The following is a 20,191-nucleotide window of genomic DNA, read 5'->3' as shown; positions in this document are numbered from 1 at the left end:
TGTTCAGTAATGCTTGACACTTTGTTCAGTTGATTCGTACGCTCCGAAAAAGGGGCCGTGAGGCATGCCACACGTGGCACGGGTCGAGCGCGGTTCAAGGCAAGGCAGAGGAGAACGTGGTGGCTCGTACTCTCATCCGGAACGCCGACATCATCAGCGTGGACCCGGCGATCGGAAACCTCCGCGACGCGGATCTGCTCATCGAGGGCACCTCGATCGCCGCCGTCGGGCGCGATCTGCCCGCCGACGGGGCGGAAGTGGTGGACGGCCGGGGCACGATCGTGATGCCGGGCATGGTCGACACCCACCGTCACCTCTGGCAGACCGTGCTGCGGAACATCGCCGCCGACTGGACGCTGAGCCAGTACTTCGCGGGCGTACGGGTCCAACTCGGCGGACACTTCCGGGCCGAGGACGTGTACGCCGGCAATCTGGCCGGAGCCTACGAGGCGCTCAACGCGGGCGTGACCACCGTCCTCGACTGGTCGCACAACATGAACACCCCCGAGCACGCGGATGCCGCGGTCGAGGCGCTCAAGGAGACCCACGGCCGATTCGTCATGTGCTACGGCAACTCCAATGACGAGTGGCTCCCGGTGAGCAACAAGCCGACGAACGCGGCGGACGCCCGCCGCGTGCGCTCGCAGCACTTCTCCTCCGACGACCAACTCGTCCGGATGGGCCTCGCGTTGAGGGGACCTCAGTACGCCACCGAGGACATCACCCGCGACGACTGGGCACTCGCCCGTGAACTCGGCGTTCTCATCTCCGTGCATGTCGGTGACGGCGCGTGGGGCCGCAACCGCCCGGTCGCCTGGCTCGCCGAGAACGGACTGCTGGGCCCCGATGTGGTCTGCGCGCACTGCAACTCACTCGCCGACGACGAGTTCCAGATCATGGCCGACTCCGGCTGCTCGGCCGCGATGACCCCCGAGATCGAGATGCAGATGGGCCACGGCTGGCCCGCCACCGGCAGGCTCCTCAAGGTCGGCATGGCGCCGACGCTCGGCATGGACATCGCCACCTGCAACAGCGGCCATCTCTTCCAGGTAATGCGTACCGTGCTGCTCGTGGAGCGCGCCTTCGCCCACGCCGAAGCCGACCGGCGGGGCGAGACCCTGGAGGAGCGGCTGCCAGTGAACACGAACGACGCGATCGAGTTCGCCACGATCAACGGCGCGAAGGCGCTGGGGCTCGACCACCGGATCGGCTCCCTGACCCCGGGCAAGGACGCCGACATCGTGCTGATCCGGGCGGACGGCATCGAGATGGCCCCGATGAACAACGCGTCCGGAGCGGTCGTACTGGCGGGCCACCCCGGTCTGGTGGACTCCGTCTGGGTCGCGGGCCGGCGGGTGAAGTCCGGTGGGAAGCTCGTCGGCGTCGACGAGAGCAAGGTGGTGCAGCTGGTGGACCGCTCCCGCGACTTCGTCCTGGCACAGGCGGGCGTCGAGCCGGGGGGCCGTTTCCACCCGTCCCGTTACGAGGGCTGAGCGGACGTCAGGAGCCGCGGAGCCCTCCGGAAGCCGCAGAGCCCCTCCGGAAGCCGCGGAGCCCCTCCGGAACCGGGGGGCTCCGCGGCTTCGGGCTTCAGGCCACGGGCCGACGGGTGTTCGCGCAGGGTGGTGCCCGCGTCGAGCGGATCCCGTGGGACGCACCACAGCACCCCCGCGAGCGCGGTCGGCTCACGCGATCCGGGCGCACCGACGCCCCGCCCCGAGAAGAGCACCGTCTCCGACGATCCCCGACCCCGTACCGGGCGCGGAACCCGTACGAGACATGGCCGGGCGTCATCCCAAGGGCCCTCACGCATCCGGCGGGCGGCGGACGCGTCGAACGACGCCATGGGGGCATGCAGCACGCGTACACGCGTAGGGCTCGTAGGGCTTGCGGGGCCTCGGCGTAAACGGTCTCTTCGCACCGGCAGCACCTGTCGCAGGAAAGCCGGGCCGTTTCATTTCCGTTTGGTAGCGTCCCGCCGCACACGCCGGGAACACGGCGCGGACACCGGGCGGCAGGGGCGTGATGAGGGGGCTGGAGAGCCTGCGAAGAGGGTTGGGGCCGTGGGGGATCGCGCGCTGGATCATTCCGTCGACCGCGCTGGCGGTGCTGGTGGGCACCGGCACGGCCGTCCGAGGCCAGATCAGCCACGACAGCCGGTTGGCGGCCAACCGGGCCCAGCTGAAGAACGCCTGCCAGGGACTGCTGCCGCAGGACCGGCTCCGGCCGTTCCTGCCGGACGACAGTCCGGGACGGCTGGTCGAGTACGGCACCGCCCTCGACCCCACCCAGGAGAGCCGGGCCGTCCTGGACTGCCGGCTCTCGTGGGACGGCGGACCCGCCGGCACAGACAGGGTGGAAGTACGGGTGCGCGCCGAGGCGCTGCTGCGGGTGCGGGAGGACACCCCGGAGGATTCGGCGCAGGAGGGAACGGCGTTCCCCCTGTCACTGCCCCCGAGCGCGGTCGGCGACTCCGAGACCGACGAGGACGAGGCGATCGCCACCCTGCTGGTCACCTGCCCCGCCGGGCTCGCCCGGCGCACCGCGCGGACCAGGGACCTCCAGGTCACGGTGACCCTCCCGCGCCTCGAACGGGCCCCGAAGGAGAGACGGGCCGAGGCCCGGCTCTCCCGGCTGGCCGCCGCCCGTACCGCCGTCTCCGTCGCCGACTGGATCAGCGAACGACAGCGCTGCGGCGGCCCTCCGCTGACCGTGGGCGGCCCCGAGCGCACCCGGGCCGACGCGGCGCTGTGCGCCTGGCTCGACCCGGCGGAGCTGGGGCTTCCGGGAGCGTGGCAGGCGGGGGAGGCCCGGCCGTACCGGACCCGTAACGGCTCCTGCGAGACACGGCGTACGGACGCCGAGGCCACACCGGGACGGCTGACGATCGCCTCGGTCAGCGCGCAGAGCGCGATCGGGGCGCGGGGCCGCCAACTGCACGAGCTGTACGCACCGGTGGCCCCGCACAAGGAAGGGGGGACCGTGTGGATCGGCGCGGACGAACTCGACGTCGCCGTCTGGGCCGAGGCGGTCTGCGACGGTCAGCCTGCCTACCACCGGGTCGCGGTCGTCCCGGAGATCCCTCCGGACGCCAACGGCCACACCGTCCTCACCGGGGCGGAGCGGCGGCGACTGGCGGAGCGCGCGCGGGCCTTCCTCGTACGCTATCTCGCGGCGGACGGCGCCTGGCCGAGCCGGTCGCGCTGCCGTGACACCAGGTTCGTCGGGGACCGCCCGTGACCGCCCCGGCAGCCCCGTCGTCCCCTGCCTTACCGCCCGACCCGGAGCGCTCGGGCGTCCGCGTCTCCGTCCGCCGGGCCGTGGCGGCCGCCCTGACGCTGCTTCTGCCGCTGATCGCCTGGTTCGGACTCGGCGGGGAACTCGGCGGCGGCATCGAGGGCTGGATGAGCGACCGCGCCCTGGGGAACGCCTGCGACGGGCTTCTGCCCGCGCGTGAGACACGGGCCGTCCTCGGCCAGGGCCATCTGGCGGAGCAGCGGAACGAGATCCGCGACGAGGGCGGCACCGGCGACGCGGGGCGCTCGCTGTACGTACGGTGTGTGATCACCCGGATCGCGGAGAACGGGGCCGAACACCCCGCCCTTGAGGGGTCGATCGAGGTGACCGTCCACGGCGTGCCCACGCCGGAGGGCGACCGCGACGGGCGCGACGGCGGCCTCTACGGGGGTGCCGACGCCGACCGGCCCGTGCCGCTGGGCCACGGCTGGAACGGGTTCTTCGACGGCCGGAGCAGGGATGACACCGCGTGGGCGAGGGCGACCGCGGCCGTACTGCTCGACTGCCCCGACCGCCCGGACCGTACGGAACGACCGGCCCCTCCGGGCGAACTCCTCATCACGGTCGACGGCGATGTGGAGGGCACCGCGGTCGACAACCCGCATGACCGCGCGGGACTCGCCCGCATCGCCACCGTCACCGCGAGGAGTTCCGCCGAACGCTTCGGCTGCGCCGCCCCGCTGGGCCGCTCACCTGTGACGGTGCCGCTCCCCGTCGGCGAGGACGAGGACGTGGACCCCGCCGACGCCCACGGCACCTGCGCCGGCGTCCCCGCGCTCAAGGGGGCCCGCGTCTGGGAGAGCGTGCGGGGCGACACCCCGCGCGAGCACTGCGAGGTGGGCCGCGGCGAGCGGTCGGGCGCGTACGAACTGGACGCCTACTACGGTCCGTACGCCGAGGAGATGCGGCTGCGGATGCTCTCCGACACGCAGTACGACGGCGCGTACACGACGAGCGCGGTCTGCCCTTCGGGAGAGGAGCCCGCGCTGTACATGGTCCGCCTGCGCCACGAGCACGAGCGGAACGACGCGTACCAGCGCGCGGCGCTGCGGTCGTTCGCCGCCCGCTCGGCGAAGGAGCGCGCCTGCACCCGCCCCAAGACGCCGACCCGGCACCGCCTCGCACCGGCCCCGGTGGCACCGCCGGAACCGACCGCCCGGCCGGAACCGACCGCCCGGCCGGAGGCGTCCGGGTCGGGGCGCCCGGTGGAGTCGACGGCGTCGAGGACCGTGAGGCCGCGTCGGGTGTTGAAGACAGCCAAGGCTTCTTCACAGCCCTTTTCGCCGTCAGCCCAGGTAGGGCCGGTCCCGGTGTTCGAGGTAGTGCTGGAGGCGGAGCCGCTGGGTGTGGTGCATGGGGAGGTCCGGGAGGTCGCCCGGAGTGACGAACCGTAGCTCTGTGGACTCGTCCGAGATCGTCAGTTCCCCGCCGGTGACCCTCGCGGTGAAGCACACGTTGAACTGGCGGCGTACCTCACCGTCTGTGTACGCGATCACATGACGGGGGTCGGTGTACATGCCGATCAGTCCGGTGACTTCCACGTCGAGGCCGGTTTCCTCCTTCACCTCGCGTACCGCCGTTCCGGGGAGCGAGTCGGTCATCTCCATGCCGCCGCCGGGCAGGGCCCAGAGATCGTTGTCCCGTCGGCGCTGGAGCAGGATCCGTCCGTCGGCGTCGGTCACGACGGCTGAGGCGGCGACGACCAGAGTGTTCGGCTCGGGGGCCTCGGGGTCGTCGTAGTACTCGGTACGGGGCATGGGTCACTCCTCCTGCACGGGGGTGGCCGTGGCCCACACCGCGTCGAAGCTGTGGGCGTATGTGTCGAAGATCCCGCCGGTGCCGTTGCGGCGGAGGTGCCAGACGGGCGCGCCGTAGGCGTTCACTCCCCAGACGTGGGCGTTGACGAGTATCTGGTCGTCTGCCCGGAAGAGGGAGTTGTAGAGCGTCGTTGCGTGGGTCCGCAGTTCGATGCCGGGTACGTCGGCCAGGGGCCGGTAGTGCATCAGCACCAGTCGGCATCGCGACTCGATGCCGTGCCCGAACCGCTCCTCCTCGCCGCGCTGCCGGACGTTCTCGCTGTCGGCGTCCCCTATGGCGATCCGTACGGTGCAGCCTTCGGCGGCGCGCTCGCGCAGAAGATCGTTCAGCCGTGGGTACGCCTCGTGCAGGAAGACGGCCGCGTAGACGAGTACGTCGATGTGTTCGCGCGCCTGGGCGAGCATGTCGGTGAAGGTCGACACCGGTACGTCGGCGCGCTGGTCGTACAGCGCGACCAGCTCGGGGCTTACCGCGCGTGCTGCGCGTGCCTGCCGGAGCGAAGGCCAAAGAGCGTGCACGTCTTCTCCCAAGGTCTCAGCCGCCAGCAAGGCCGTTGCCCGGCGCGGTGTGCGGCCCAGATTGACCCAGCGTTCAACGGACTTGGGGTCCACTTCGGCCTTCGCCGCGAGGGTGGCGTAGGTCCACCCTCCTGCTGCCATGGCGGCTCGTAATCTCTCGTTCGGCATCGCAGTCTCTCCCTGGATTCGAGGACGTTGCTAGGGACGTTCTACCGCGTACGGGACGTCCCTAAATGGGTTTTGGGGGAGGTATCCCCGTCCCGGCGACCGGCGTGATCCTCCCTGCATGAGCGACGAGACAGTCCCCGAAGTGGGCACGCTGGCGCTGGACGCGAAAACGGGGCGGGTCGGCAGGGTGATGGGCCATGTGGGGACCTACGTCCAGCTGCGAAGGCCAGGCGGCGGCCTCGAATGGGAGGCGAGTCCGCAGGACGTACGCCCGGTCGACGGGTACGCACGGCTCCGCGCGCGGGTCGCCGAGCGCAACGCGAACAGTGGGGGTGCGCTGTGACGCGTTCGATCATCCGCCGGATCCGCTGGACGATGAGCCCCGACCCTGCTCCGGACGCACCCGAGATGATCCATGAGCTGAGGTGCGCCACCTGCGGGGCCGTGTCCGGCGCAGAGGGCGACTTCGAAGCCGTACGCGACTGGGCCTTCGCGCACACCGGGGGCAACCCCTCGCATCGGCGGTACCGCGAGACCGTGACGCGCGCCTGGCGGATGACACCCGCCGAGGGGGAGTGCCTGTGAGGCAGCGGTTGTTCAGCGTCCTGATCGTGGTCTTCTGGACGGCGGTGATCGTTCCCCTCGCCGTGATCAGCGACCCCGGAGCCCCCTGACGCTACCCCTGACTGGAGGGTTGGCGTTACGCGAAGGAAGCGCACGCCGAGCTGATCACCGTGATGGAGAACGTCGGCATCGACACCTCGGAGGTGCACGCGACAGCGGACGCGGCTCCGGACGGATCGGGCGTCCTCCGTCTCGTGCTTCCCGCAGAGACGGCCTGCGCACCGGCGCAGATTGCCAGAGCGGGGCAACAGTGGGTTGGGACAGGAGGAGTGAGATGGCGGTGGGCGAAGGAGTACGTTCGACGCTGGTCGGCGGTCTTGCACGCTTTCCAAGTCTGTTGATGGGGGATGGGGAGTGCGCGGGGGCGTTCGCCTGCGTTCATGGGCAGCCGGTCGTGGGAGCGGCTGCGCCCGCGGTCTCCTCTAAACGGCCGTGAACGGCGCTGAAGGAGAAGGAAACTGAGAAGATCGGCTGGGCCGGGCTCGCTAGCATCTTTGCTCTCGAAGGGGGAGCCGTGGCAGTAGTCCGCAAGAGATCACGACGCATTGTTGTCCACGGCACTGCCTTCCGCTGGCAACTGCGAGGCATGCCGACGTACGTCCAGGGGCTGGCCTGGGCACCGCGCACGTTCGCGGTCGAGCATACGGACACCCCGGGGACGACGCTCGTTGTCACCACCGACCAGCCGCATCCGAGTAATTGGTTCGGACGCGACGCCAAGGCGGTACTGCCGTCCGACGTTGCCGAGGCCATCGGGCTTGCTCTTCGTGCAGGGTGGGTCCCAGCGGCTCCGGGCTGCTCATTCCACCTCGACTGGTCGCCCGGATTTACGCCGTCGCTTTGAGCGCGGGGCCTGAGCTGCGGAAACGCACGCCATGATGGCCCGCCGAGGGCAGCGACGCCGTTGCACGCTGCCAGCCGCCGTCGTTTAGCGCTCGATCTGGCACGACGCCCTGGATGCCGACCAAGCGTTCACTCGACAGACGGTTCTAATGAGAACGTTGCCTCCAGAACTTCAAGCTGCGTACCGCCGCGGCACCACGCTGGTAGCTGACTGACAAAGCGATTCGTACAGGGGAGCGGAAGTCCAGAAGCCGAACCCGGTCGTGATCGGGAGCAACGCCATACGGGAGAATCGTGTCGAGGGCGATGGGTGTACTACCGCTTATGAGTACGGAATTGATCACGGCTTGCGCTCGGTAGGCGCCAAGTTCAGCCTCCCCCCAAGCTGTGCAATCGATAGGAGGAAGCGCTGGACTGCCGGTGTCACTCACACCGAGCACCCACGTCTGGTAGCCACCTGGGTTGCCGAAGAAGTGCTGCTCGGCGTAGCAGAAGCGCCTCGCTCCCAACGCTGGCCACGGCCCATCACCGTCCGCCGACGGCGCTGGCAGAGCCGAAAGGCGGGTCCGGCCAAGTCGAACCTTATGGGGGCCCACGGAGAGTGACGGGCGGAGTAGAGGGCTGCATGTGGTCAGCCCGTACATCAATACCTCGTCATCCTCGTTGCACCAAGTGACGAGATAGCCCAAGGTGCCCAACGCCCATGTCCGTACCATGAGTTCGACGTCGCTCTGACTGGGAAGGTCATCTTCGCCAACGGCGTAGACGCCGACATGCTGCTTGTGACTCCACGCTGGCTCGCCGAAGAGAGCCCTGACGTAGTCGTCCCGCACGAAGGGGGCCAGCCTCCGGTAGGCATTGATCAGACTGCGGCGCTTGCCCAACGTGGCGCGCCACCATCCTCTGGCAACGCCAGACAGCGTGTAGAGGGCGGTAAGAACGGCGGCCAGGGTCCACACGTTCAACTTGGTGTCCAGCTCAGGAAGGAAGCTCACCACGAAATCCTGCGCGAGAACCTGAGCCCTCTGGCCCGCAAGGTCCGCGCTTGCAGCTGAACCGTAACCAGGGCCCAAGTCAGTGACCCGGCCCGTGCCTCATGCAGGTAATTTTGGGCCATCGAAACCTGACTTGTCGGGACAGGTCCTGGGGCATCGCTGGACATGCGGCGCACCTCAACGGTGGTTTGTCCGGCCGGGCGGAGCCGCTGTCACCGGTTCGCCTACGGGAGCCAGCGGTACTGGAGTTCGGGGCGGCCGATCTGGCCGTACCGTGGGCTGCGGGCCGCACGGCCCTGGGCGACCAGGTGTTCCAGGTAGCGGCGCGCGGTGATGCGGGATATGCCCACCGCCGTTCCCGCCTCCGCCGCCGTGAGGCCGGATGCCGATCCGCGCAGCGTACGGGTGACCGCCTCCAGCGTTGGACCGCTCAGCCCTTTCGGCAGTGCGCCGCCGCGCGGAACTCCGCGTACCGGCGGAGGCGGTCGCGGAGGGTGGCGAAGGTGAACGGCTTCAGTACGTACTGCACCACCCCGAGCGACACCCCCTCCCGTACGATCGCCAGATCACGCGCGGAGGTGACGGCGATGACGTCCGCCGAGTGGCCGGCCGCGCGCAGGGACCGGACCAGTGCCAGTCCGTGACCGTCCGGGAGATAGAGATCGAGCAGCAGCAGATCGACCCTGGCCCGCTCCAGCACCCGCACCGCCTCCGACCGTGAGTGCGCGACCCCGGCCACGCGGAAGCCGGTGACCCGGCCGACATAGAGCGCGTGCGCGGCCGCGGCGACCGGGTCGTCCTCGACGACGAGGACGCTGATGGTCTCCGGCTCCTCGCTCATGGGGGTACCTCCGCGGTGTGGAGCGGCGATCGTACTGTGTTCCTGCGGGTGTTCCGGTTCACGTTCGCCCGCCGGGTTGGTACGCGGTGCCGGGTGGACGTGCAGAACCGGGACCCCGACCGGGGCGGCCCGTACCAGACCGCCCGTCAGACCGGTGTCCCCGCCCGCAGCGGCAGGCGGACGGTGAACTCCGCGCCGCCGTCCGGGCCCTCGGCCAGGGTCACCGTGCCGCCGCCGCGGTGGGCAGCCTGGCGGACGAGGGCGAGGCCCAGGCCGCGGCCGGTGCCGCGGGTGGACCAGCCTCGGTGGAAGATCTCGTCCGCGAGGCCGGGGTCGACGCCCGCGCCGGTGTCGTGGACCCGTATCAGCAGTTCGTCGGCTTCGGCGCGCGCGGTGACCGTGACCCGTGGCCGTGAGACCCGGACCGTCAGGGGATCGCCGCCCCCGAGCGCCGCCTCCGATGCCGCGTCCACCGCGTTGTCGATCAGATTGCCCAGGATCGTCACCAGATCCCGCGCGGGCAGCGACGGCGGAAGCACCCCGTCGTCGATCCGGCTGTCCCGCGCCAGGACCAGCTCGACACCGTGCTCGTTGGCCTGCGCCGCCTTGCCGAGCAGCAGCGCCGCCAGCACCGGTTCGCCGACCGCGCCCACGACCTGGTCGGTGAGGACCTGGGCGAGCTCCAGCTCCGCCGTGGCGAAGGTCACGGCCTCGTCCGTACGCCCGAGTTCGATCAGCGAGACCACCGTGTGCAGCCGGTTCGCGGCCTCGTGCGCCTGCGACCGCAGCGCCTGGCTGAACCCGCGTTCGGAGTCCAGCTCGCCCGACAGCGCCTGGAGTTCGGTGTGATCGCGCAGGGTCACGACCGTGCCGCGCTGTTCGCCGCCCACCACCGGTCTGGTGTTCACGACGACGACCCGGTCCGCGGTGAGATGCACCTCGTCGACGCGCGGTTCGGACGCCAGCAGCGCGTCCGTCAGCGACCGGGGCAGCCCCAACTCGGCCACCGCGCGGCCGACCGCGTCCTCGTCCAGGCCGAGCAGTTCGCGCGCGCCGTCGTTGACCAGTGCGATCCGCCGCCGCCCGTCGAGCATCAGCAGCCCCTCGCGCACGGCGTGCAGCGCCGCCTCGTGGTAGTCGTACATCCGGCTCAGCTCGGCCGCGTTCATCCCATGGGTGTGCCTCCGCAGCCGGGCGTTGATCACATACGTACCGACTCCGCCGAGCGCGAGCGCCCCGCCCGCCACCAGCAGCAGCCCCGCGACCTGACCGCGGACCCGCTCGCTGATCCGCTGGATCGTGATGCCGGCGCTGACCAGACCCACGATCCGACCGTCGTCGTACACGGGCACGACCGTCCGGATCGAGGCCCCGAGCACCCCCCTGTGCTTCTCGCTGTAGATCTCGCCCTTCAGCGCCCGCTCGGTGTGCCCCAGGTACTTTCTGCCGATCTGGTCAGGTTCCGGATGCGTCCAGCGGGTGCCGTCCGGGGCCATGATGGTGATGAAGTTGACGCCCGCGTCCCGGCGCAGCCCCTCCGCGTACGGCTGGAGCGCCCGTGTGGGGTCGTCCGTGCGCGCCGCCGCGATCACCGAGGGCGAGCGGGCCACGGCGGTCGCCGTCGCCGTGGACTGGAGGCGGGCGGTGTCCTCCGCCTGTGAACGGTCGGTGAGGTACGCGAACAGGGCGCAGCCCGCCACGATCGCCGTGACCAGGACGACCTGCATCGCGAAGAACTGTCCCGCGAGGCTGCGCGGGCGGGGTAGGCGCATGGGCATCAGTCTGCCCGCCCCGGTCTCTCCCTCCCGTGTGAACGGCTCCGCCGCCGAAGGTCCGGGCCGCCGGGGGCGGTTCGTGTGCGCGGCGCGGCCGTCGGCGGTCCGCTACGCGGAGGTCCGGCGAGTGTCCGGCCGTGAACGAAAGGAACGCAACAGTGACCCCGGTCACAGGGTGATGGATATTCACGGCAATCCATACGGGACATGGACCGGCTTCACTGAGGAGGACCCGTGACCGCTGCTGTCGCAGGCAGAAGGGACCGTACGCACTATCTGTACCTCGCCGTCATCGGCGCGGTGGTGCTCGGCATCGTCGTGGGCTTCGCCGCCCCCGGATTCGCCGTAGAACTGAAACCCCTGGGCACGGGGTTCGTGAATCTCATCAAGATGATGATCTCGCCGGTCATCTTCTGCACGATCGTGCTGGGCATCGGGTCCGTGCGGAAGGCCGCCAAGGTGGGCGCGGTCGGCGGGCTCGCGCTCGGCTACTTCCTGGTGATGTCGACGGTCGCCCTGGCCATCGGTCTGCTCGTCGGCAATGTGCTGGAGCCGGGAGCCGGACTGCAACTCACCGAAGCGGCACGCGAGGCGGGCGGCAAGGCTGCCGACGGCGCGGGCGGCGAGTCCACCGCGGACTTCCTGCTCGGGATCATCCCCACGACCATGGTCTCCGCCTTCACCGGGGGCGAGGTGCTCCAGACCCTGCTGGTCGCCCTGGTGGCCGGATTCGCGCTCCAGGCCATGGGCACGGCGGGCGAGCCGGTGCTGCGCGGAATCGGGCACGTCCAGCGGCTGGTGTTCCGCATCCTGGCGATGATCATGTGGGCGGCTCCGGTGGGCGCGTTCGGGGCGATCGCCGCGGTGGTCGGCGAGACCGGTCTGGACGCGCTGAAGTCGCTCGCCGTGATCATGATCGGCTTCTATCTGACCTGCGCGCTCTTCGTCTTCGTGGTGCTCGGCGCGCTGCTGAGGCTGGTCGCCGGGGTCAATCTGCTCTCGCTGCTGAGGTATCTGGGCCGGGAGTTCCTGCTGATCCTGTCCACGTCGTCGTCGGAGTCGGCCCTGCCGCGGCTGATCGCGAAGATGGAGCACCTGGGCGTCAGCAGGCCCGTGGTCGGCATCACCGTGCCGACGGGCTACTCCTTCAACCTCGACGGCACCGCGATCTATCTGACGATGGCCTCGCTCTTCGTCGCCAACGCGATGGGCGACCCGCTGAGCGCCTCCGAGCAGATCTCCCTGCTGCTCTTCATGATCGTCGCGTCCAAGGGCGCGGCCGGTGTCACGGGCGCGGGCCTCGCGACACTGGCGGGCGGGCTGCAGTCGCACCGTCCCGAACTGGTCGACGGCGTGGGCCTGATCGTCGGCATCGACCGCTTCATGAGCGAGGCGCGGGCGATGACGAACTTCGCGGGCAACGCGGTCGCGACCGTGCTGGTCGGCACCTGGACCAAGGAGATCGACAGGGCGCGGGTCGGCGAAGTGCTCGCCGGGCGGCTGCCGTTCGACGAGAAGACCCTGCTGGACGACGCGCACGGCGGGCATGAAGCCGGCGGAGGCGGTCATGGGGCTGGTCACAGCGGTGACGGCGGCGGTCACAGTGGTGACGGCGGCCCGGCCGGTGACGGCGCGTCGGGTGCCGGAGCCTCGGGCGCTCGGGGGATCGCCGTACCGGAGCGGCGCGAGGACGGGGAGATGGACACGAAGTCGGATACGGAGGCGAGCGTAGAGGTGAGCGCGAAAGCCTGAGCCTCGCCGTGGGTTCGACGACCGCCTCGACGGCCGCCCGCGCCCCGTCCTCACCACGCCCGCCCTCCGCTTCCCCCATGGCGGAGGGCGGGCTTGTGCGACGCCGATGTCAGCGGGGCCTGATAGAACGCAACGGAGCATCATCACCGACATCAGACCTTTCAGTACGGGAGAGCAGCGATGGGCACATGGGGCAGCGGGAACTTCGACAGCGATACGGCCGCGGACCATCTCGGGGACATCACCGGGCGGCTCTTGACGGAGGTCGCCGAGGCCATGGCGGGAGATCCGGTGGCGCTGGAGCCGGACGACTACTGGGGCGTCGCCGTGCCCTGCAATCTGGAGTTGCTGCATCTCCTCGCGTCACAGGGCCATGTAGGCGCGGAGCTGCCCAAGGCCGAGGTGGTCGCGGGCTGGAAGGACACCTTCATGGCCGTGTGGGAGGGCAGCATCGACGATCTGGGGCCCGCGCCGGGATTCAAGGACGAGCGCCGGGCCGCGCTGACGCGGACCTTCGACCAGCTGGCCGCGCTCGCCGCGGACCGGGAGCGCGAATAGCTGGAGCGCGGATAGTGAGCCGCGCCCGATGTGCTTGCTTCTGCGGTGGTTCCCGATAAGTTCAGGCGCACAAAAATACCCCCGGCTTCCATTGACAGTCGGGGGAATTCGCTGCGTATATTGGGTATTTCTCTGTCTATCGACACAAGAGACATAGAAAAACCACTGGTTGCACCATATCGCGTCAGGAGCTGAATTGTCAACCGAGGAATTGCGGAACGAACAGCAATTCGTCTCCGTTCTCTACGAGCGCCTCGACGCACTCCGCGAGCGGGCCGAGGCCGCGGTCCGGCAGACCGTCGGTCAGGTCGGCACCGGACTCCAGGCGAGGGTGGAGCGCGATGTGAGCACCGCCGAGCACACCGCGCACCTCTCCGCGCTGAACGCCGTCGACTCCGGACTCTGCTTCGGAAGGCTGGACCTCCAGGACGGGACAAGCCATCACATCGGGCGCATCGGAATCCGCGCGGACGACGCGGAGCTCACCCCGATGCTCATCGACTGGCGCGCCCCCGTCGCCCGCCCCTTCTATCTCGCCACCGGACATGAGCCCATGGGGCTGCGCCGTCGACGGCACATCACCAGCAAGGGACGTACCGTCACCGCGCTCCATGACGAGATCCTCGACCTGTCCGACGAGACCCGCACCGGATACGAGGATCCGGACGGCGACGCCGTGCTGCTCGCCGCGCTCGGGGCGGCGCGCACCGGGCGTATGGCCGACATCGTGCAGACCATCCAGGCGGAGCAGGACCGCGTCATCCGCGCCTCGCGCCACGGGATCCTCGTCGTCGAGGGCGGGCCGGGGACCGGGAAGACCGCGGTGGCGCTCCACCGGGCCGCGTATCTGCTCTACGCGCACCGGGAGCAGCTGGCGCGCCGGGCCGTGCTGATCGTCGGGCCCAACCCGGCGTTCCTCGGCTACATCGGCGAAGTCCTGCCCTCGCTCGGCGAGACGGGTGTGCTGCTCGCGACCATGGGGGAGCTGTTCCCCGGCGTTCGGGCGACCGGCACGGACACCGTCGCCGCCGCCGAGGTGAAGGGCCGCGCGGACATGGCTCAGGCGCTCGCCCGGGCCGTACGCGACCGGCAGCGGCTGCCCGAGACCGTCCCCGACGGCGACTACGAGGCCGAGGGCACCGTGCCCGAACCGGCGCTGCTGATCGACCACGAGGAGTACGGCGTCCTCCGGCTCCACCGGGAGATGGCGTACGAGGCCAGGGACCGGGCCCGTGACACCGGGCTGCCGCACAACCTCGCCCGGCCGCACTTCGCCTTCCGCGTCATCGACGCGCTCACGAGAGAACTCGCGGACCGGCTCGGCGCCGACCCGCTCGGCGGCCCCGGCCTCCTCGGGCCCGACGATCTCGCCCAGCTCGGGAAGGAGATCGCCACCAGCGCCGCCGTGCACGCCGCGATCGACGAACTCTGGCCCTCGCTCACCCCCCAGCAGCTCGTCTCCGGCCTCCTCGCCGAGCCGGAGGAGTATGTGGACCACCCCGACGACCTGGCGATCCGGCGCACGGGCGGGGAGTGGACGCCCGCCGATGTGCCGCTGCTGGACGAGGCCGCCGAACTCCTCGGCGTGGACGACAGCGCCGAGCGCGCCGCCGCCGAGGCCGAGCGACAGAAGCGGATCGCCTACGCGCAGGGCGTGCTCGACCTCTCCGAGGGCTCCCAGACGTACGAGTTCGAGGACGAGGAGTCGGAAGTCCTCGCGGCCCACGACATCATCGACGCCGAGCGGATGGCCGAACGCCATGAGGAGGCCGACCACCGCAGCGCCGCCGAGCGGGCCGCCGCCGACCGGACCTGGGCCTTCGGGCACATCATCGTAGACGAGGCACAGGAACTCTCCCCGATGGCGTGGCGGCTGCTGATGCGCCGCTGCCCCACGCGCTCGATGACCCTGGTCGGCGATCCGGCCCAGACCTCGGAAGGACCGGCGGGCAGGCCGGACGCCGACGCCGGATCAGGGGCGGAATCAGTGGCGGGATCACGGGCAGGCGCCTGGCAGCGGATCCTCCAGCCGTACGTCGGCGACCGCTGGACGCACACCCGCCTCGGCGTCAACTACCGTACGCCCGCCGAGATCATGGAACTCGCGGCGGCGGTACGGTCCGCCTCCTACCCGGACTTCGAGCCGCCGCGCTCGGTGCGCTCCACCGGTGTCGAGCCGTGGTTCGAGCGCGCGCCCAAGGGCGGACTCGACGCGGCGGTCCTCACCGCGGTCATCCGGGAGACCCCCGAGGAGGGAAGGCTCGCGGTCATCGCTCCGAAGGAGGTCATCCGGAACCTGCCGAGCCTGGCGCATCTGAGACCCCTCGACCTCACGAAGAACGTCGTCCTGCTGGAACCCGGCGAGGCCAAGGGACTCGAATTCGACTCCGTGATCGTCCTCGACCCGCGGTTCTTCACCCACAGCGATCTGTATGTGGCGATGACGCGGGCGACCCAGCGCCTCGGCTTCATCCACCAGCTGCGGCTGCCCCCGGCGCTCCGGGAGTGGCGACGCCGCCGGAGCGAGGGACGGCCGGGCGGAGCCGCGGCCGACGGATGACGGATGACGGGCCACGGCTGACGGGTGACGGGTGACGGGTGACGGGCGAGCGTGGGGAAGCGACGGGCGACCGGCGAGGGGCGAGGGGCGACGGCGGGGGAAGCGATGCCCGGCCGTCGACGGCCGGGGGAGGGCTTCGGGGTTCCGCGCGGACGGAACCCCGGCCCCCGCCGCACCCCGCCCCACCGCCCGCCGCGGCGGGCACGGCACGACCGCCCCCGCGCCTCCCGGCGGCCGGAACGGTCAGGCAGGCCGCAGCCACACCGTCGCCAGCGGCGGCAGCGTCAGCGTCAGACTCGATCCGCGCCCGTGCGACGGCTCCGGATCCGGCTTCACCGGCCCCTCGTTCAGCACGTCCCCGCCGCCGTACCGCGCCGCGTCCGTGTTCAGTGCCTCCGACCACACCGGGATCCACTCGGGAACGCCCAACCGGTACTCCTCCCGCACCACCGGCGAGAAGTTGCTGACCGCCAGCAGCGGATTGCGCGCGGCGTCGAAGCGGAGAAACGCGAAGACGTTGTCGTCCGCCGCGCCCCCGTCCACCCAGGCGAAGCCCTCGGGGTCCGTGTCGCGCTCCCACAGCGCGGGCGTCCGTGCGTACACCATATTGAGGTCGTGGACCAGCTGCCGCACGCCCCGGTGGTCCGCCTGGGCCGCGTACGAGGGGTCCAGCAGCCACCAGTCCGGTCCATGGGCCTGGGACCACTCCGCGCCCTGGGCGAACTCCTGCCCCATGAAGAGGAGTTGCTTGCCCGGATGGGCCCACATGAAGCCCAGATACGCCCGGTGGTTGGCGCGCTGCTGCCACCAGTCGCCGGGCATCTTGCTCACCAGCGACCGTTTGCCGTGCACGACCTCGTCGTGGGAGATCGGCAGGATGTAGTTCTCGCTGTAGGCGTACACCATCGAGAAGGTCATCTCGTCGTGGTGGAACCTGCGGTGCACCGGCTCGTGCTCGACATAGCCGAGGGAGTCGTGCATCCAGCCCATGTTCCACTTCATGCCGAAGCCCAGACCGCCGAGACCGTCCGGGCCCACATGGTGGGTGGCGCGGGTGACGCCGTTCCAGGCCGTGGACTCCTCGGCGATGGTGACCACGCCCGGACAGCGCCGGTAGACCGTGGCGTTCATCTCCTGGAGGAAGGCGACGGCGTCCAGGTTCTCCCGGCCGCCGCGCTCGTTCGGCGTCCACTCGCCGTGCTTGCGGGAGTAGTCGAGGTAGAGCATCGAGGCGACGGCGTCCACCCGCAGCCCGTCGATGTGGAACTCCTCGCACCAGTAGACCGCGTTGGCGACCAGGAAGTTGCGGACCTCCTTGCGGCCGTAGTCGAACTCCAGCGTGCCCCAGTCGGGGTGCGCGGCACGAGAGGGGTCCGCCGGCTCGTACAGCGGGCGGCCGTCGAACTCGGCGAGCGCCCAGTCGTCGCGTGGGAAGTGGGCCGGCACCCAGTCCATGATCACGCCGATGCCCGCCCGGTGCAGCGCGTCGATCAGATGGCGGAAGTCGTCCGGGGAGCCCATCCGCGAGGTGGGCGCGTAGAAGCCCGTGACCTGGTAGCCCCAGGATCCGCCGAAGGGGTGCTCGGCGACCGGCATCAGCTCGACATGGGTGAAGCCCAGGTCCTTGACGTACGAGGGCAGCTGAAGCGCCAGCTGGCGGTAGTCGAGCCCCGGCCGCCAGGACGCGAGATGGACCTCGTACACCGAGAAGGGGGCCTCGTGCGCCGGGCGGTCGCCGCGGCGGGCCATCCACTCCTCGTCGTGCCACTCGTACCGCGACTGGGTCACGACCGACGCGTTCGCGGGCGGGACCTCGGTGCGCCGGGCCATCGGGTCGGAGCGCAGGGTGTGGGAGCCGTCGGGGCGCATGATCTGGAACTTGTAGAGCGCGCCTTCGCCGACGCCCGGCAGGAACAGCTCCCATACGCCCGACGAGCCCAGTGAACGCATCGGGTAGCCGGTGCCGTCCCAGTGGTTGAACTCCCCGGCGATCCGCACTCCGCGCGCGTTCGGCGCCCACAGCGTGAACCGGGTGCCGGTGACGCCCTGATGGGTCATCGGATGTGCGCCCAGCGCCCGCCACAGCTCCTCGTGGCGGCCCTCGCCGATCAGATGCAGATCGAGATCGCCGAGCGCGGGCAGGAAGCGGTAGGGATCGTGCGTCTCGACCTCGTGCGCGCCCTTGCCGCCGTCCCCGTCGTCGTACGTCACGAGCAGCCGGTACTCCGGGGCCGAGCGCATCGGCAGCACACCGGAGAAGAGACCGTCGCCGTCCTCGTGCAGATCGGCCCGGAGCCCCTTGGCGAGTACGGTCACCGAACGGGCGTACGGACGCAGTACCCGCAGTTCGACACCGCCGCGGCCGAGGTGCGCGCCGAGCAGGCCGTGGGGGTCGTGGTGGCCGCCCGACAGCAGCCGCTCCCGGTCGTCGGCGGGGAGGGGCGGGGCCTTCAGTACGCCATGACGGGCGCCCGGCCTCGCGGCCCGGCCGGGGCGGTCAGTCAGGTCGATCAGGTCGGGGCGGTCCGGTTTCGCCGCCTGGTCCGCGCCGTCGGGCCGGTCCGCCTGGCCTGCCCGGTCCGCGGCGTCGGCCCGGTCCGCCTGGCCTGCCCGGTCCGCGGTGTCGGGTCGGTCGGCGGTGTCGGGTCGGTCGGCGGGCTCGGCGAGGTCGGTCCGGCCGGCCTTCGTCTTCGCCGCAGTCCCGGCGGGGGGTCTCGTGGTGTGCGCCGCCCCGGACCGCGCCGGCCGGTCGTCCCGCACGGCCGGGGCCGGGGAGGGGGAAGAAGATCGCGCGGCCGCCGTCACCGGGGGCGCGGTGGGGGGCGTCGCCCCGGCCCTCGCGGCGGGCTGCCGCCCGGCGGGCCCGAGGCCCGTCGGAGGGGTCGTGTGCTGCGCGGGCGCGTGGGAGTCGGTGGAGTCACGGAAGGGGGGTCGGGCGGCGGTCACGGGGAAGGAGCCTCCTTCGGGCGCGGGTGGGGGGAGTTCGCATCAGTGAGGTGTGAGCGCGGCCAGCCGTTCGATCGCCGCCATGGGCACCGGGAGCCAGTCGGGGCGGTGCCGGGCCTCGTAGACGACCTCGTACACCGCCTTGTCCGTCTCGTACGCGCGCAGCAGTTCGGGCTCCGCGCGCGGATCGGCCCCCGCCGCCTCCGCGTATCCCTCGCAGTACGCCGCCCGGCAGCGCTCGGCCCAGGAAGGGTTCCAGGGGCGGTGGGTACGGGCCGCGTAGTCGAAGGAGCGCAGTATTCCCGCGATGTCACGGACCGTCGGCTGGGGTCTGCGGCGCTCGTCGAGCGGTCGGGCGGGCTCGCCCTCGAAGTCGATGACCGACCAGCCGCCGTCGCGTCCGGAGCCGGGGGACGGGGGCGCGTACAGCGCCTGGCCCAGATGCAGATCACCGTGCACCCGCTGGGCCCGCCAGATCCGTCCCTCGCGGCCGAGTGCCGCGAGCGCGTCGAAGGCCGTACGCAGCCGCGGCACGTACGGCAGCAGCGCGGGCACCGCCTCCGCGGCCTCGTCCAGCCGCCGTCCCATCGCGGCCGCCAGCTGCTCCCGCTGCGCTCTGCGCAGGGTCACCGTGGGCAGTTCGGCGGCCAGCGCCGTGTGGACCTCGGCGGTCACCCGGCCGAGCGCGCGGGCCTCGCCGGTGAAGGACCGTCCGGCGGCCAGCGCGTCCAGGGCGAGCCGCCAGCCGTCCTGCGAGCCGCGCAGGAAGGGCTGGAGGACGCCGAGGGTGTACGGGTGCGGCTCGATCGACTCGTACCAGGCGACCGGCGCCGGGACCCGGGCGCACCCGGCGCGGGCGAGCGCGAGCGGCAGCTCCAGATCGGGGTGGGGGCCGGGCTGGACGCGCCGGAGGACCTTGAGGATGTACGCGTCCCCGTACACGAGGGAGGAGTTGGACTGCTCGGCGTCCAGCGGCCTGGCGGCGAGGCCGCCGGGGACCGCGGGGGCCTCCTCGAACCGGTCGAAGCGGAGCGTTCCGAGCGTTCCCGGAGTGCGCAGGCGTTCCAGGACCAGCTCGGCGAGACGGGGATCGTGGAGCCCCTCGTACACCGCCCGTCCCGCCAGCGGGCCGTCGGACGGGCGGCCGATCAGGGCGGGGGCGAGGTGGGGCGGCAGGGTCTCGCGGACGCCGAGGAGGAGTTGATAGCAGTCCTCGGACCGGTGCGCGGGGTCGGCGGTGATCCGCGTCGGTCCGCCGGCGGGGCCGGGCCGCTGCTGTACGCCCACGAGCAGGTGCAGCAGTCCGGGACCGGTGCCCGCGACGGGCAGCAGTTCGGTCACGGAGACGAGTGAGAAGCCGGTGACGGGCCGGCCCTTCCCGGCGAACCAGCGCTGGCGTGGCAGCCAGGAGTGCAGGAGAGGGGCGAGGGAGGGCAGGAGTGGGGCGAGCGGGTGCCGGGCGACGGGAGTCCGGATGGAAGCAGCCTCCGACATGG

The 20,191-nt window shown here is 71.1% G+C and carries 13 protein-coding genes and 2 pseudogenes; 8 read left to right on the top strand and 7 right to left on the bottom strand.

The window, feature by feature from the left end:
- The first annotated feature begins 119 nt into the window (after window positions 1-119).
- From ACWEFL_RS00740 to ACWEFL_RS00730, 3 genes are all read left to right on the top strand, one after another.
- Complete coding sequence (locus tag ACWEFL_RS00740; RefSeq protein WP_451705411.1) at window positions 120-1,493, top strand: amidohydrolase family protein; 1,374 nt, start codon at window positions 120-122, stop codon at window positions 1,491-1,493.
- Window positions 1,494-2,025: 532 nt separating this feature from the next.
- Window positions 2,026-3,240, top strand: a complete 1,215-nt coding sequence (locus ACWEFL_RS00735) for a hypothetical protein (protein ID WP_451705409.1) — start codon at window positions 2,026-2,028, stop codon at window positions 3,238-3,240.
- The gene (locus ACWEFL_RS00730; protein WP_451705406.1) at window positions 3,237-4,691 is read left to right on the top strand and encodes a hypothetical protein; all 1,455 of its coding nucleotides are present in this window, start codon (window positions 3,237-3,239) and stop codon (window positions 4,689-4,691) included. The genes ACWEFL_RS00735 and ACWEFL_RS00730 overlap by 4 nt, the downstream gene beginning before the upstream one ends.
- Here ACWEFL_RS00730 and ACWEFL_RS00725 read toward each other — a convergent pair.
- On the bottom strand, window positions 4,584-5,054 hold the full coding sequence (locus ACWEFL_RS00725) for an NUDIX domain-containing protein (RefSeq protein WP_451705403.1): 471 nt from the start codon (window positions 5,052-5,054) through the stop codon (window positions 4,584-4,586). The genes ACWEFL_RS00730 and ACWEFL_RS00725 overlap by 108 nt on opposite strands.
- Before the next feature lie 3 nt (window positions 5,055-5,057).
- Window positions 5,058-5,801: a helix-turn-helix domain-containing protein gene (locus tag ACWEFL_RS00720; RefSeq protein WP_451705400.1), complete on the bottom strand. Its 744-nt coding sequence runs from the start codon at window positions 5,799-5,801 to the stop codon at window positions 5,058-5,060.
- Window positions 5,802-5,919: 118 nt separating this feature from the next.
- On the opposite strand from ACWEFL_RS00720, the gene ACWEFL_RS00715 reads away from it, so the two are divergent.
- Window positions 5,920-6,144: a hypothetical protein gene (locus tag ACWEFL_RS00715; RefSeq protein ID WP_451705397.1), complete on the top strand. Its 225-nt coding sequence runs from the start codon at window positions 5,920-5,922 to the stop codon at window positions 6,142-6,144.
- A complete protein-coding gene (locus ACWEFL_RS00710) occupies window positions 6,141-6,386 on the top strand; it encodes a DUF7848 domain-containing protein (protein ID WP_451705394.1) in 246 nt (81 codons plus the stop codon). Before ACWEFL_RS00715 ends, ACWEFL_RS00710 begins: the two co-directional genes overlap by 4 nt.
- Before the next feature lie 1,028 nt (window positions 6,387-7,414).
- Here the strand turns inward: ACWEFL_RS00710 and ACWEFL_RS00705 are convergent.
- The 3 genes and pseudogenes from ACWEFL_RS00705 to ACWEFL_RS00695 all read right to left on the bottom strand — a co-directional run bounded on the left by ACWEFL_RS00705 (window position 7,415) and on the right by ACWEFL_RS00695 (window position 10,876).
- Window positions 7,415-8,263, bottom strand: coding sequence for an ETEC_3214 domain-containing protein (locus tag ACWEFL_RS00705; protein WP_451705392.1), 849 nt, complete (start codon window positions 8,261-8,263; stop codon window positions 7,415-7,417).
- A 224-nt stretch (window positions 8,264-8,487) separates the two neighbouring features.
- Window positions 8,488-9,104, bottom strand: a pseudogene (locus ACWEFL_RS00700) (response regulator).
- Window positions 9,105-9,250: 146 nt separating this feature from the next.
- Window positions 9,251-10,876 (bottom strand): sensor histidine kinase, encoded by a 1,626-nt coding sequence (locus ACWEFL_RS00695; RefSeq protein ID WP_451705390.1) that lies wholly within the window; start codon window positions 10,874-10,876, stop codon window positions 9,251-9,253.
- Between the two features lie 237 nt (window positions 10,877-11,113).
- On the opposite strand from ACWEFL_RS00695, the pseudogene ACWEFL_RS00690 reads away from it, so the two are divergent.
- The 3 genes and pseudogenes from ACWEFL_RS00690 to ACWEFL_RS00680 all read left to right on the top strand — a co-directional run.
- Window positions 11,114-12,424, top strand: a pseudogene (locus ACWEFL_RS00690) (cation:dicarboxylate symporter family transporter); the annotation flags it as partial.
- A 387-nt stretch (window positions 12,425-12,811) separates the two neighbouring features.
- Complete coding sequence (locus ACWEFL_RS00685) at window positions 12,812-13,189, top strand: DUF4259 domain-containing protein (protein ID WP_451705387.1); 378 nt, start codon at window positions 12,812-12,814, stop codon at window positions 13,187-13,189.
- A gap of 211 nt (window positions 13,190-13,400) precedes the next feature.
- Window positions 13,401-15,749: a HelD family protein gene (locus tag ACWEFL_RS00680; RefSeq protein WP_451706153.1), complete on the top strand. Its 2,349-nt coding sequence runs from the start codon at window positions 13,401-13,403 to the stop codon at window positions 15,747-15,749.
- A gap of 243 nt (window positions 15,750-15,992) precedes the next feature.
- On the opposite strand, the gene glgB is transcribed toward ACWEFL_RS00680, so the two are convergent.
- Both glgB and ACWEFL_RS00670 read right to left on the bottom strand, forming a co-directional pair.
- Window positions 15,993-18,254: a 1,4-alpha-glucan branching enzyme gene (gene glgB, locus ACWEFL_RS00675; protein WP_451706150.1), complete on the bottom strand. Its 2,262-nt coding sequence runs from the start codon at window positions 18,252-18,254 to the stop codon at window positions 15,993-15,995.
- 483 nt (window positions 18,255-18,737) lie between these two features.
- Window positions 18,738-20,189 (bottom strand): maltokinase N-terminal cap-like domain-containing protein, encoded by a 1,452-nt coding sequence (locus ACWEFL_RS00670; RefSeq protein ID WP_451705384.1) that lies wholly within the window; start codon window positions 20,187-20,189, stop codon window positions 18,738-18,740.
- Between the last annotated feature and the right edge of the window lie 2 nt (window positions 20,190-20,191).

The sequence above is a fragment of the Streptomyces sp. NPDC004838 genome (assembly GCF_053600955.1).
Note: the sequence above shows the minus strand (reverse complement) of the source record. Positions and strands in the feature narration are given on the sequence as shown.